14 protein-coding genes are annotated in these 13146 nt (G+C 58.3%); 10 read left to right on the top strand and 4 right to left on the bottom strand.

Features of this window, described 5'->3' with window-relative positions; all coding sequences use genetic code 11:
* From AC1DVH_RS05945 to rpoS, 3 genes are all read left to right on the top strand, one after another.
* Positions 1-424 (top strand): protein-L-isoaspartate(D-aspartate) O-methyltransferase (locus AC1DVH_RS05945; protein WP_477753006.1); only part of this gene is annotated, 424 nt, incomplete at its 5' end.
* A gap of 212 nt (positions 425-636) precedes the next feature.
* A complete protein-coding gene (locus AC1DVH_RS05940; protein WP_477753005.1) occupies positions 637-1494 on the top strand; it encodes a peptidoglycan DD-metalloendopeptidase family protein in 858 nt (285 codons plus the stop codon).
* 105 nt (positions 1495-1599) lie between these two features.
* A complete protein-coding gene (rpoS, locus tag AC1DVH_RS05935; RefSeq protein WP_477753004.1) occupies positions 1600-2607 on the top strand; it encodes an RNA polymerase sigma factor RpoS in 1008 nt (335 codons plus the stop codon).
* A 471-nt stretch (positions 2608-3078) separates the two neighbouring features.
* Here rpoS and fdxA read toward each other — a convergent pair whose 3' ends face one another.
* Complete coding sequence (gene fdxA, locus AC1DVH_RS05930; RefSeq protein ID WP_347910910.1) at positions 3079-3417, bottom strand: ferredoxin FdxA; 339 nt, start codon at positions 3415-3417, stop codon at positions 3079-3081.
* Positions 3418-3559: 142 nt separating this feature from the next.
* Positions 3560-6139 (bottom strand): DNA mismatch repair protein MutS, encoded by a 2580-nt coding sequence (mutS, locus tag AC1DVH_RS05925; protein WP_477753003.1) that lies wholly within the window; start codon positions 6137-6139, stop codon positions 3560-3562.
* A 208-nt stretch (positions 6140-6347) separates the two neighbouring features.
* Between mutS and AC1DVH_RS05920 the strand changes: the two genes are divergently transcribed.
* The 5 genes from AC1DVH_RS05920 to recX all read left to right on the top strand — a co-directional run bounded on the left by AC1DVH_RS05920 (position 6348) and on the right by recX (position 9833).
* A complete protein-coding gene (locus AC1DVH_RS05920; protein ID WP_477753009.1) occupies positions 6348-7082 on the top strand; it encodes a LexA family transcriptional regulator in 735 nt (244 codons plus the stop codon).
* Between the two features lie 172 nt (positions 7083-7254).
* Complete coding sequence (locus AC1DVH_RS05915) at positions 7255-7596, top strand: phage holin family protein (RefSeq protein ID WP_477753002.1); 342 nt, start codon at positions 7255-7257, stop codon at positions 7594-7596.
* Positions 7597-7714: 118 nt separating this feature from the next.
* A complete protein-coding gene (locus AC1DVH_RS05910; protein WP_008054081.1) occupies positions 7715-8215 on the top strand; it encodes a CinA family protein in 501 nt (166 codons plus the stop codon).
* An 83-nt stretch (positions 8216-8298) separates the two neighbouring features.
* Entirely contained in the window at positions 8299-9357 is a 1059-nt protein-coding gene (recA, locus tag AC1DVH_RS05905) for a recombinase RecA (RefSeq protein WP_477753001.1), read from the top strand.
* 8 nt (positions 9358-9365) lie between these two features.
* Positions 9366-9833: a recombination regulator RecX gene (gene recX, locus AC1DVH_RS05900; RefSeq protein WP_477753000.1), complete on the top strand. Its 468-nt coding sequence runs from the start codon at positions 9366-9368 to the stop codon at positions 9831-9833.
* 44 nt (positions 9834-9877) lie between these two features.
* Here recX and AC1DVH_RS05895 read toward each other — a convergent pair whose 3' ends face one another.
* Positions 9878-10996 (bottom strand): LOG family protein, encoded by a 1119-nt coding sequence (locus AC1DVH_RS05895; RefSeq protein WP_477752999.1) that lies wholly within the window; start codon positions 10994-10996, stop codon positions 9878-9880.
* A 481-nt stretch (positions 10997-11477) separates the two neighbouring features.
* Between AC1DVH_RS05895 and AC1DVH_RS05890 the strand changes: the two genes are divergently transcribed.
* Positions 11478-11672 carry a hypothetical protein gene (locus tag AC1DVH_RS05890; protein ID WP_218430242.1) on the top strand — a complete coding sequence of 65 codons (195 nt, stop codon included), beginning with the start codon at positions 11478-11480 and terminating at the stop codon, positions 11670-11672.
* Here AC1DVH_RS05890 and AC1DVH_RS05885 read toward each other — a convergent pair whose 3' ends face one another.
* On the bottom strand, positions 11673-12095 hold the full coding sequence (locus AC1DVH_RS05885) for a quorum-sensing-regulated virulence factor family protein (protein WP_007990204.1): 423 nt from the start codon (positions 12093-12095) through the stop codon (positions 11673-11675).
* Between the two features lie 188 nt (positions 12096-12283).
* Between AC1DVH_RS05885 and AC1DVH_RS05880 the strand changes: the two genes are divergently transcribed.
* Positions 12284-13042, top strand: a complete 759-nt coding sequence (locus tag AC1DVH_RS05880) for a tRNA-uridine aminocarboxypropyltransferase (RefSeq protein ID WP_477752998.1) — start codon at positions 12284-12286, stop codon at positions 13040-13042.
* The last annotated feature ends 104 nt before the right edge of the window (positions 13043-13146 follow it).

Here is a 13146-nt window from a genome sequence, read left to right as displayed (position 1 = left end):
GCTGCTGGAGGCAGGTCCCCTCGACAAGGTGCTGGAGATCGGCACCGGCTCGGGTTATCAGACGGCGGTGCTGTCGCAACTTGTAGAGCGTGTGTTCTCGGTCGAGCGCATCAAGGTTTTGCAGGATCGTGCGAAGGAACGTCTGGTCGAACTGAACCTGCGCAACGTGGTGTTCCGCTGGGGCGATGGCTGGGAGGGCTGGCCGGCACTGGCGCCGTACAACGGGATTATCGTCACTGCAGTGGCGACCGATGTGCCCCAGGCATTGCTTGACCAGTTGGCACCGGGAGGCCGAATGGTGATCCCTGTCGGGTCCGGAGAAGTCCAGCAATTGATGCTGATCATTCGCGAGGAACAGGGTTTTTCCAGGCATGTTCTGGGGGCTGTACGCTTCGTGCCATTGCTCAATGGGCCACTGGCCTGAGCATTTGTTTCGGCACGCTGAATTCTCTGCGATTGCCTTTGTCTTACAGCGGCATCGTGCGGTTAAACGGGATTCATCGTCAGGCAGCAAACGTGTGCGCGACACCGATTCGCTACATTAAAGGTAAAGCGTGCACGGCCCGTTATACTTGCGACAGTTCATTGCCGGACTCCGGCATTTCACATTTTCAGCCACCACAGAGGGAGCGGCGGGTGAGTCTCACAGTCATTGCGCAGCGAATGAGTAAAACGAGCTTTCAGCGCCTGGTGACTGGCCTTGTCTTGAGCACCTTGCTGGTCGGTTGTTCCAGCAACAAATCCAGCGATGTTCGTGTCGTGGACCGCAACAATGCCGCGCCACAGCGACCGGTCGTGACCACCGGACAATACGTCGTTCGGCCCAAGGACACCCTGTTCTCCATCGCCTTTCGTTACGGCTGGGACTACAAGGCCCTGGCGGCACGCAATAACATTCCTGCGCCCTACACCATCCATCCGGGTCAGACGATTCGCTTTGATGGTCGCACTGATTCAACGTCGACGGCGGTGGTCAGTTCGTCCAGTTCAACACCTTCGTCGTCGAGTAAAACCACGGTCATCCGTCGCTCGGCAAACGGTACGACCACCAGTACAACGACGGTTGTACCGTCCGTCGCGAACAAGCCTGCACCCGCTCCATTGCCCCCTCCCGGACCAGCCCCGACCGGCTGGGGATGGCCATCTAATGGCATTCTTATCGGGAAATTCTCTTCAAACGGTAGTTTGAATAAAGGAATTGATATCGCCGGAGATTTGGGACAGCCTGTTTTAGCTGCGTCTGATGGGACGGTGGTGTATGCCGGGAGTGGCTTAAGGGGCTACGGCGAATTAGTGATCATCAAACACAGTGAAACCTACGTCAGTGCCTACGGACATAACCGCAGGCTGTTGGTTCGGGAGGGGCAGCAGGTCAAGGTCGGACAGACAATTGCCGAAATGGGGTCAACGGGTACAGACCGGGTGAAACTGCATTTTGAGATTCGCCGCCAGGGTAAACCTGTAGATCCGCTGCAATTCCTGCCACGTCGTTGATCGCTTACCAGCCTGTTCCGTCGCGTAGAGGGGACAGGCTCCAGCGTTGCCAGGGAGAAAGGCGCCGCTTGAGCTTGAGGTCGAACTCACCAAAGGACTATAACAATGGCTCTCAGTAAAGAAGTGCCGGAGTTTGACATCGACGATGAGGTTCTCCTGATGGAGAGCAGCATCGATATGGATCCGATGTCGAATGATGAAGGGGCGGCTCCACCTTCCGTTCGTGCCAAATCCAAACACTCCGCATCGTTGAAACAACACAAGTACATTGACTACACGCGGGCACTTGATGCCACGCAGCTGTATCTCAATGAAATTGGTTTCTCTCCCCTGCTGTCACCCGAAGAAGAAGTTCATTTTGCGCGCCTGTCGCAAAGTGGCGATCCGGCCGGGCGCAAACGCATGATTGAAAGTAACCTGCGGCTGGTGGTGAAAATCGCCCGACGCTACGTCAATCGTGGGTTGTCGCTGCTGGACCTGATCGAAGAGGGCAACCTCGGCTTRATCCGGGCGGTGGAGAAGTTCGATCCGGAACGCGGTTTCCGCTTCTCGACCTACGCGACCTGGTGGATTCGCCAGACCATCGAACGCGCAATCATGAATCAGACCCGGACCATCCGGTTGCCGATCCATGTGGTCAAAGAGCTGAATGTGTACCTGCGGGCCGCGCGGGAGCTGACGCAAAAACTCGACCATGAACCCTCACCCGAAGAAATCGCCAACCTGCTGGAAAAGCCGGTGGGAGAGGTCAAGCGTATGCTCGGCCTTAACGAACGGGTTTCTTCGGTCGACGTCTCGCTGGGTCCGGACTCGGATAAAACCCTGCTTGATACCCTGACTGACGACCGTCCAACCGATCCATGCGAACTGTTGCAGGACGACGACCTGTCCCAGAGCATCGATCAATGGCTCTCGGAGCTGACCGACAAGCAACGCGAAGTGGTAGTACGCCGCTTCGGCCTGCGCGGTCATGAAAGCAGCACCCTTGAAGATGTGGGCCTGGAGATCGGCCTGACCCGGGAACGGGTCAGACAGATTCAGGTGGAAGGCTTGAAGCGGCTGCGCGAGATCCTGGAAAAAAATGGTCTGTCGAGCGAGTCGCTGTTCCAATAAGGCGCTCACTGCGATGGCATGAAAAACCCCGACCGGCTCGGGGTTTTTTATTGTCTGGTCTGGGGATCGAATCCCCTCGGGATTTTGGTTTCGTGCTGTAAGCCTTGGCTTACTCTTGCGTAAGTGTTCGTTATTTTTACACTCTGGCAGTCGCCTATGTTGAGCGCTATTTGCCTCTATCTTTTTGATTTATATAACTATTTTTTATTATTAATGATGTGTGACAGTTGGGGTTCGCGCCAAGGGGCGATTGATCCCGCAGGGGAAAGCTCTAGTATTCAGGTTGTGTCGACGGACAGACACGTCCTTCAAGGATGAGGGATATGGATATCGCAGGACGCGATTCATCAGGACGATGAAAAGGAACACAGGGAATAGGGAAAAAATGTGGGCGGGTCAAACCGCCCCTTTTTTTGCCTGAAAAAAAGCAAAAAGGCCCTTTTGGGGCCTTTTACAGGAACGCGGGGGTAATCAGCGTTCGAGGTCTTTGAGCTTGTTGCCAACAGATTTGTTGATGACGCGATCAAACTCTTCTGCATCAGGCAACGATTCTTTCTTCTCGGTGATGTTCGGCCAGATATCGGCCAACTCAGCGTTCAGCTCGATGAAGTTTTCCATGCCGGCCGGAACCTCATCTTCGGAGAAGATAGCCACGGCAGGGCATTCAGGTTCGCACAGCGCGCAATCGATGCACTCATCCGGGTGGATCACCAGGAAATTCGGGCCTTCGTAAAAGCAGTCCACCGGACAGACTTCTACGCAGTCGGTGTACTTGCACTTGATGCAGTTGTCGGTGACGACGAAGGTCATTTCTAATTTTCTCCTCAGGTGCGGCTTGCTGCGCCCCTTCTCGTAGGGGTCGCCAGGTTCGGGAGCGATAGTCTGCTAGCCAGGCTATTAGCCAGCAGCATCCCAAACCGCGCGAGATTCTAACAGCTTGCAAGCCGCTGCGTTAGATCCGTGTCTTAAGTGTATAGAGCATTTCGAGAGCACGACGTGGCGTCATGTCGTCCAGGTCGAGCTTGGCCAGGTCATCCAGCACCGGATGCGGCAGGCTGGCAAACAGGTCGCTTTGCTGCGGTGCCGCCGGTTTGCCTTTGGCCGGTGCCGGTGCTTCATGGGGCAGGGCGGTGTCTTCCAGGCGGCTCAAGTGCTCGCGAGCACGGGTGATGACTTCACTCGGTACGCCCGCCAGCTGCGCAACGGCCAGGCCATAACTCTGACTGGCCGGCCCGGGCAGAACGTGGTGCAGGAACACGATGCGTTCATTGTGCTCGGTGGCATTGAGGTGCACGTTGGCCACCAGTGGCTGGGCTTCCGGCAGGACGGTCAGTTCAAAGTAGTGGGTGGCGAACAGCGTGTAGGCACGCAGATGCGCCAGGCGTTCGGCCGCCGCCCATGCCAGGGAAAGACCGTCGAAGGTGCTGGTGCCGCGCCCGACTTCGTCCATCAGAACCAGGCTGCGCTCGGTGGCGTTGTGCAGAATGTTCGCGGTTTCGCTCATTTCCACCATGAAGGTCGAACGCCCGCCGGCCAGGTCATCGCTAGAGCCGATCCGGGTGAAGATGCGGTCGACCAGCGACAGTTCGCAACTGGCCGCTGGCACGAAGCTGCCGATATGCGCCAGGAGCACAATCAAGGCGGTCTGACGCATGTAGGTGGATTTACCGCCCATGTTCGGACCGGTGATCACCAGCATGCGGGTGTTGTCGTCCAGGCTCAGGTCGTTGGCCACGAACGGCGTGGTCAGCACTTGTTCGACCACCGGGTGACGACCCTGGCTGATGCGCATGCACGGTTCGCTGACGAAGCGCGGGCAGTTCAGGTCGAGGTTCAGCGCACGCTCGGCCAGGTTGCTCAACACGTCCAGCTCGGCCAGGGCGCCGGCGGTGTCCTGCAAGGGTGGCAGCTGGGCGATCAGGTCTTCGAGGAGTGCTTCGTACAGCATCTTCTCGCGGGCCAGGGCACGGCTCTTGGCCGACAATGCCTTGTCTTCGAACGCTTTGAGTTCCGGTGTAATGAAGCGCTCGGCACCTTTGAGCGTCTGGCGGCGAATATAGTCGGCAGGTGCCGATTCTGCCTGCTTGCTTGGCAACTCGATGAAGTAACCGTGGATGCGGTTGTAACCGACCTTCAGGTGCGACAGGCCGGTGCGGGCCTTTTCCCGTGCCTCGAGGTCGATCAGGAATTGCCCGGCGTTTTCGCTGAGCGACTGCAGTTCGTCGAGTTCGCTGTCGTAGCCGGTTTTCAGCACGCCGCCGTCACGAATGACTGCGGGCGGGTTGTCGATGATGGCTTTTTCCAGGAGTGCCGCCAGTTCCGGGTAGGTGCTGGTGATGGTCGCGAGTTGCTGGAGGTGCGGGGCTTCGAGCTCCGTCATTGCCACTTGCAGTTCGGGCAGTGCGCCGAGGGCGTCACGCAAACGGGCGAGGTCGCGCGGGCGGGCATTGCGCAGACCGATCCGCGCAAGAATCCGCTCGATGTCACCGATTTCCTTGAGTTGCGGTTGCAGTCTTTCGAAGCGGTAACCGTCGAGCAGGCAAGTGATCGAGGTCTGACGCGCCAACAGCACCGTCAAATCGCGTAACGGGCGATTCAGCCAGCGGGTCAGCAGTCGACTGCCCATGGCGGTCTGGCAACGGTCCACCACCGATTGCAGGGTGTTGTCGCGGCCGCCGGCCAGGTTGGTGTCGAGCTCCAGGTTGCGACGGCTGGCGCCATCGAGCACCACGGTGTCGTCCAGGCGCTCATGACGCAGGCTGCGCAAATGGGGCAGGGCGGTGCGCTGGGTTTCCTTGGCGTAGGCCAGCAGACAACCGGCGGCGCCGATGGCCAGGGTCAGGTTTTCGCAGCCAAAGCCTTTGAGATCCTGGGTCGAGAATTGCTGGCACAGGCTTTTGAGCGCCGAATCGCGCTCGAAATCCCAGGGGGCACGGCGACGCACGCCGCGGCGTTTTTCCGCCGGCAAGTCCTTGGGCCAGTCATCCGGGATCAGCAGTTCCACCGGGTTGACCCGCTCCAGTTCTGCCAGCAGGTTTTCCCAACCCTTGATTTCCAGCACGCTGAAGTTGCCGCTGGTGATGTCCAGCACCGCCAGGCCGAACAGGCGCTCATCGCCCAGGACGGCGGCGATCAGGTTGTCCCGACGCTCGTCGAGCAGCGCCTCGTCACTCACCGTCCCCGGCGTGATGATGCGCACCACCTGCCGCTCCACCGGCCCTTTGCTGGTGGCCGGGTCGCCGACCTGCTCGCAGATCACCACCGATTCGCCAAGCTTCACCAGTTTTGCCAGGTAACCCTCAGCAGCGTGGTAAGGAATTCCGCACATCGGAATCGCCTGGCCAGCCGACTGCCCGCGGGCCGTCAGGGTGATGTCCAGCAACTTGGCGGCCTTCTTCGCGTCTTCATAGAAGATCTCGTAGAAGTCGCCCATGCGGTAGAACATCAGCTGGTCCGGGTGCTGGTTTTTCAGGCGCCAGTACTGCTGCATCATCGGGGTGTGGGAGGACAGGTCGGAGACGGCTTTATTCATCGGATTGTCAGGAAGCTCGTTGAAAGAGATGGGGCAAAAGCGGGGCAACGGCCGGGCTTTTCCGCGATGGGCGCAAGGTTACCATGGGCGGTCTACCCGACGCAGGCATCACGGCCGGGTGACTTCCTTTGCCATTTAAAATCTGGATATGCATGACTTATGCAAATCGGCATTGTCTTCTTCGAGAAGAGCAAGCACTATGCGCGTTATGCAAAAACGCAACGTATCTACCGTATTAAGAGCATTGCTCGATCAGCACGGGATCTCCCCCACGGAGCTTCACCGTCGAACCGGCGTGCCTCAATCCACGCTCTCGCGCATTCTCAGCGGGAAGATCGTCGATCCTTCGGACAAACATATTTCGAAGATCGCCGAGTATTTCTCCTTGAGTACCGACCAGTTGCGTGGCCGCGCGGACGTCTCGTCTGCCGCAAATGCCGGGCGCGCTCCAGTGCATTCGGAACTCAAGGATATAAGTCTGTGGGATGACGATACCCCTGTCGATGACGACGAGGTGTCGGTCCCCTTTCTTCGCGAGGTTGAATTGGCCGCGGGATCAGGAAGATTCGTCATCGAAGAGAGCGAGCGCTCTAGCCTGCGCTTTGGCAAGCGAAGCCTGCGCCATAACGGTGTGCAGTTCGACCAGGCAAAATGCGTGACAGTACGGGGCAACAGCATGTTGCCGGTACTGCGCGACGGCGCCACGGTCGGGGTCAATGCCGGCAAGTGCGGCATTGGCGATATCGTTGACGGCGACCTTTATGCAATCAATCACAACGGTCAATTGCGGGTGAAGCAGCTGTATCGCCTGCCGTCCGGGATTCGCTTGCGCAGCTTCAATCGTGATGAGCATCCGGACGAAGATTACACCTTTCAGGAAGTGCAGGAGGAGCCGATTGTTATCCTGGGGCATGTCTTCTGGTGGGGCATGTACGCCCGCTGACACTCCCGGCGTCCAGATAAAGCCCGCTTCCCGAGCGGGTTTTTTTTGCGTGCTGAAAGCATTGGATCACATTTTCAATGCGTTGATGCATTGACTGACTATGCATCAATGCATAATCTGGTGCCTGTCTATTCAAGAACGCGGTGTGACCGTTCACTCAAGGAAGCATGAAATGACCGCTGAGCAATATGCGTTGCTGGACATGCCTCTGTGGCTGGTCATCAGCCTGCCAATACTTGGTGGCGTTACCGGTGAAATGTGGCGTGCCGACAAAGAGGGCGTTCGTGGCTGGCCCCTTGTCCGGCGCCTGAGCCTGCGGTCCGGCTCCAGCATGATCTGCGGCGCCTCGGTCATCATGCTGCTGCACGCCGCCAATGTTTCCATCTGGGCTGCCTGTGCGGGTGGCTGTTTAGCGGCGATGGCCGGGACAGAAGTGGTTCTAGGGTTGTATGAGCGTTGGGTGGCCAAGCGTATGGGGGGCGGACATGTTCCGCCCGGCGACGTGGAAGATTGATTCTCCGACAGTCCCTTTCCAGAGCCTCTGATTCCTTACATTTTGATCGGCCCTGTCGCTTGCAAGTGCGGTCTGCTCGTGTACGGTTAACCTCATCCCGCCCGATCAGGAGATGACCGTGAACGAAATCACCCAGCTCGCCGCCGAACTCGGCAGACGCTTGCAGGTTCTCAATGCCCACGTCACCACGGCGGAGTCCTGCACCGGCGGAGGCATCGCCGAGGCTATTACCCGTATCCCCGGGAGTTCGGCCTGGTTCGAGGCCGGTTATGTCACCTACTCCAACCGGCAGAAAACCCTGCAACTGGATGTCCCGGTGGAGTTGTTCACCACCGTGGGCGCGGTCAGCCGCGAGGTGGTCGAGGCCATGGTCCGGGGGGCGCAGAAGAAAAACAGCGCGTATTTCTCCGTCGCGGTCAGTGGCATCGCCGGTCCGGATGGTGGAACGGCGAACAAGCCGGTTGGCACGGTATGGCTGGCCTGGGGCATCGGAGACCAGGTGTTCTGTGAGCGGCAGCACTTCCCGGGTAATCGCGATGACGTCCGCCGACAAACGGTGAAGGCCGCGCTAGAGGGGCTGCTGCGGTATGCCGCGGCAGAAATCTCAAATCAGGGGTAGGCGATCCGGAATCGCTGTGGAATAATACTGGCTACTTATACAGGTGTTGGCCGTCAGGCCTTATTGATTACGTGAGGACTTTAATGGACGACAACAAGAAGAAAGCCTTGGCTGCGGCCCTGGGTCAGATCGAACGTCAATTCGGCAAGGGTGCCGTAATGCGTATGGGCGATCAGGACCGTCAGGCGATCCCGGCCATCTCCACGGGCTCTCTGGGTCTGGACATTGCTCTCGGCATCGGCGGTCTGCCAAAAGGCCGTATTGTTGAAATCTACGGTCCTGAATCTTCCGGTAAAACCACGCTGACCTTGTCCGTGATCGCCCAGGCTCAAAAAGCCGGCGCGACCTGCGCATTTGTCGACGCCGAACACGCCCTCGACCCTGAGTACGCCGGCAAGCTGGGCGTCAACGTCGACGACCTGCTGGTTTCCCAGCCGGACACCGGTGAACAGGCTCTGGAAATCACCGACATGCTGGTGCGTTCCAACGCGGTTGACGTGATCATCGTCGACTCCGTGGCCGCCCTGGTGCCAAAGGCTGAAATCGAAGGCGAAATGGGTGACATGCACGTGGGCCTGCAAGCCCGTCTGATGTCCCAGGCGCTGCGTAAAATCACCGGTAACATCAAGAACGCCAACTGCCTGGTGATCTTCATCAACCAGATCCGTATGAAAATCGGCGTGATGTTCGGTAGCCCGGAAACCACCACCGGTGGTAACGCGCTGAAGTTCTACGCATCGGTTCGCCTGGACATCCGCCGCACTGGCGCGGTGAAAGAAGGTGATGAAGTCGTCGGTAGCGAAACCCGCGTCAAGGTTGTGAAGAACAAAGTGGCTTCGCCGTTCCGTCAGGCCGAGTTCCAGATTCTTTACGGCAAGGGCATCTACCTCAACGGTGAGATGATCGACCTGGGTGTTCTGCACGGTTTCGTCGAGAAGTCCGGTGCCTGGTATGCCTATGAAGGCACCAAGATCGGTCAGGGCAAGGCCAACTCGGCCAAGTTCCTGGCAGACAACCCGGAAGTCGCGGCAAAGCTGGAGAAGCAACTGCGTGACAAGCTGTTGTCGCCTGCATCGGTAGCAGACGCCAAAGCTTCTGCGGTCAAAGAGACCGAAGTCGACCTGGCTGACGCTGATATCTGATCGAAGCGATGACCGCCGTACTCGATACACTCGTCGCGGTGCGGCGAACCGCAATGGACCTGCTCGCACGACGCGAGCACGGTCGTGTCGAGCTGACGCGTAAACTGCGTCAGCGCGGCGCCCTCCCTGAAATGATCGAAACAGCACTCGACCGGTTGACAGAAGAGGGGTTGTTGTCCGAAGCCCGTTACCTCGAAAGTTTCGTTTCCTACCGCGCCCGTTCCGGTTATGGCCCTTTGCGCATTCGTGAAGAGCTGGGCCAGCGCGGCCTGCAGCGCACCGATATTGAACTCGCCCTGCGTGAGAGCGGTATCGACTGGCAGGAGCAACTGGCCGATACCTGGCGGCGCAAGTTCTCCGGGCAATTGCCGACGGACGTCCGGGAGCGAGCCAAACAAGGCCGGTTCCTGGCGTATCGGGGATACTCCATGGAAATGATCAATCGCCTGTTCAGCGGTCGAGGGATGGATGATTGAACTGAAACGGCCCGCTATTTCGATAGCGGGCCGTTTTTTATGCCTCAGGAAACCTTTGACGGCTCCCGCGTGCGTTGTTGTACCTGGGGTTTTGATTGTGCCCAGTTTTCCGGCAGGTTGATGTAGTCCACAAGTTCGCGCAGACGACCATGATTGCGGGCGTTGAAGTTGAAGACCAGCCGCGCCAGATGGCTGAACTCGGCTTCGTTGTGTTCTTCACCACTGTAAGCATGCTGATGGAAGTGATCGCTCAGGCACAGGTCGGCGAAAGCCTCCTGCATGTGTTCGAGTGCGTGGTCGCTGAGTGTGTGATTCATGCGAATCAGGAACTGATGCTTGAGCCAGCGACTGGAGTGGAAGTTGCTGTAGAACTGGTTGATGTGCTCTACCGCTTCTTCGACGTTGTAGACCAGTTTCACCAGCTTCATGTCAGTGGGCAGGATGTAGTGGTTTTCCTCCAGTTGCTGGTGAATGAAGTCCAGTGCGCCTTGCCAGAATTTGCCGCCCGGCGTGTCCAGTAGCACCACTGGCACCAATGGACTCTTGCCGGTCTGGATCAACGTCAGCACTTCCAGCGCCTCATCCAGCGTACCGAAGCCGCCGGGGCACAGCACCAGGGCGTCGGCTTCCTTGACGAAGAACAATTTGCGGGTGAAGAAGAAATGGAAGGGCAGCAGGTTGGTCGTGCCGTCGACAGTGGGGTTGGCATGTTGTTCGAAGGGCAGCGTGATGTTGAACCCCAGGCTGTGTGTCAGGCCAGCGCCATCATGGGCGGCGGCCATGATGCCGCCACCAGCGCCGGTAATGACCATCATGTCCGAGCGCGCCAGCGCAGCGCCGAGCTCCCGGGCCATGCTGTAGAGCGGATGTTCGGTGGGGGTGCGGGCCGAGCCGAAAACGGTGACTTTGCGTCGCCCCTTGAATTGTTCGAGTACGCGGAAAGCCTGTTCCAGTTCGCGCAGGGCTTGCAGGGTGATTTTGGCATTCCAGCGGTTGTGGTCTTCCTGGGCCATGCGCAGCACGGTCAGGATCATGTCGCGGTAGATCGGGGTGTTCGGGCTGTTGGGTGAAATCAGCTTGAGCTGTTCTTCGACCTTGCTGATGAGGTCATGGCCGCTTTCTTCAAAATGACGGCTCAGGAGGTCATTCGGTTGGTAAGGCATTCAACTTCTCCTTCTGCACAGAACCCTCGGCCCGACAACGTAAGTCGGTGCCACGACACTTCATGTGTCGCTGTCTGCCCAGGCCCATGCCTGGGCGATCTACTTGACCCGAAAGGTATCGGATCATCCAAACAGGCTCTGTTTTTCCCTTGGATGAAAGAAACGTTCGCACAACACGACAAGCGACGGCCAGCCCCTTTCCAGCCTGAAAAAGTGAACGTGGATACCCTGAAATCTAGACCTTCACAGTGATTTGCGCTGTCTTGATCATTGCGCCACAAAGTCTTTCCTGGCAACCGCTTATTGACGATTTGCAAGGTGCTTTCACCGCTCGTCTGAACGTACGTCGCATGTGCGGCACTCTGATTTACTAAGTTACAGGTGTCACACGACAACTTTGCGTCAACGACAGGGCGCACGGTACAAGCGGTTCAAGGATTTATCGCTCAAACATGAGTGAAGTGCAGGGAGGCGGGAAACCATGACCAGAGTCGTTCTGGAGATCGATACGCAACTGTATCGATTGCTGAAGTCATCAGCCGAGACCCATCATTTGAGTCTCGAAGAGGAGTGCTGCCGGCGTTTGCGCGGTGGCGAACGCCGTTCGCATTACTTGCAGGCGCTGCTGGCGGAATTGCGCGCCGAAGATGAACAACGGCGCGCCAATTCCCGGTGATTACTTTTTCTTCTTGGCCGGTTGCAGGCAATCCGACTCCTGGAAGCTTGCGGAGCCGACCGGGCGGTTGGTCTTCACCTCGGTGAAGTCGTAACGCATGATCGCCCCCTTGGCCATCAGCTTGCGAAACCCTTCGTTTCTGCAGACAGAAGCGCCCAACTGGAAGTACACCGCTTTCGGGTCTGCACGCATCTTGTCGGCGTGGCTGCTCTGCACGCTCAGATGGTTGATCAGCTGTTTGCCTTCAACGGTGTAGCCTTGATCGAGTATGTCTTCGTTGATCGCTCGTGGAGTGCCGACGCTGCTCTGGGTGGCGACGTTTTGCAGCATTTTGTTCAGTTCCGTGTCTTTCAGGGACGCAGCCTGAGCATTGAAGGACGACGCCAGCAAAATGGCCGCGGTAGGAACGATAAGGCGCAGCATGAAACTCTCCTGGTTCAGTGATGGGGGTTGGACCCGTCACGTGGCTGTGCGTTCAGTGGCGGCGAATTATAGGGGAGGCGGGCTGGACGGTACAGGCTTGCGCCGGGCGGTCTGGTAAACTGCTGGCACTTTTCACCCTGTCGAGTGTTTTTCGTGTCGATTTCCCTTCTCTGTGGGCGTTGCCCGCTATGAGTCATGCCCCCGCGCGCTTTGCCTTGAATGCCGTAGCCCGCTTGCGCGATCAGCGCGAGGAGGAGGGCATCAAGCCGATTCAGGCYCGCGGCTGGCGCGCGCCGCGTTGCCGCGACTGCCGGGTGATCGAGAGTCACTGCCTGTGTGCATGGCGTCCGCAGGTCGCTACCCGCTCCGGCGTGTGCCTGATCATGACCAACAAGGAAGTGTTCAAGCCGAGCAACACCGGTTGGCTGATCGCCGACGTGGTAACTGACAACCATGCCTTCATCTGGTCCCGTACCGAGGTCGATCCAAAGTTGCTGGCGCTGTTGTCCGACCCGCAATGGCAGCCTTACCTGGTGTTTCCGGGTGAGTACGTCGAGCCCGAGCGTGTGACAAACAGCGTGGATGTCGATAGCACCAAGCGTCCATTGTTCATTCTGTTGGATGCGACCTGGACCGAAGCGCGGAAGATCTTTCGCAAGAGCCCCTATTTCGATCGATTGCCGATCCTCAGCCTGCTGCCGGAGAAACTCTCCCGCTACCGGTTGCGCCGCTCGACTCGCAGCGAGCATCTGTGCACGGCGGAAGTGGCGGCGCTGTGCCTCGACCTTGCAGGCGATGTAACCGCAGCTTCGGCGCTGGATRCCTATTTTGATGTGTTCAGCCAGCATTACCTCGACGCCAAACATCAGTTGGACATGAACGTTTCGACCCCGGCGCACGCCGAGTTGATGCCCTATGTGCAGCCGGTCACTCCGTTGATGGGCTGATTGTTGCGCATACTGCAATAACGTGTACCGGCCATGCTGCTTGACCACCCCGGCTTCGCTGGGCATGCTTGGCGCCGATCTGGGTGCGGCCAGAGTTTGCAACG

The sequence above is a fragment of the Pseudomonas sp. P4_C3 genome (assembly GCF_056402075.1).
Note: the sequence above shows the minus strand (reverse complement) of the source record. Positions and strands in the feature narration are given on the sequence as shown.

What these genes read in the sequence shown, in the direction of transcription:
- fdxA (WP_347910910.1), bottom strand. Translation starts at nt 3,417, where the DNA reads ATGACCTTCGTCGTCACCGACAACTGCATCAAGTGCAAGTACACCGAC.
- mutS (WP_477753003.1), bottom strand. Translation starts at nt 6,139, where the DNA reads ATGAATAAAGCCGTCTCCGACCTGTCCTCCCACACCCCGATGATGCAG.
- AC1DVH_RS05920 (WP_477753009.1), top strand. Translation starts at nt 6,348, where the DNA reads ATGCAAAAACGCAACGTATCTACCGTATTAAGAGCATTGCTCGATCAG.
- AC1DVH_RS05915 (WP_477753002.1), top strand. Translation starts at nt 7,255, where the DNA reads ATGACCGCTGAGCAATATGCGTTGCTGGACATGCCTCTGTGGCTGGTC.
- recA (WP_477753001.1), top strand. Translation starts at nt 8,299, where the DNA reads ATGGACGACAACAAGAAGAAAGCCTTGGCTGCGGCCCTGGGTCAGATC.
- recX (WP_477753000.1), top strand. Translation starts at nt 9,366, where the DNA reads ATGACCGCCGTACTCGATACACTCGTCGCGGTGCGGCGAACCGCAATG.
- AC1DVH_RS05895 (WP_477752999.1), bottom strand. Translation starts at nt 10,996, where the DNA reads ATGCCTTACCAACCGAATGACCTCCTGAGCCGTCATTTTGAAGAAAGC.
- AC1DVH_RS05890 (WP_218430242.1), top strand. Translation starts at nt 11,478, where the DNA reads ATGACCAGAGTCGTTCTGGAGATCGATACGCAACTGTATCGATTGCTG.
- AC1DVH_RS05885 (WP_007990204.1), bottom strand. Translation starts at nt 12,095, where the DNA reads ATGCTGCGCCTTATCGTTCCTACCGCGGCCATTTTGCTGGCGTCGTCC.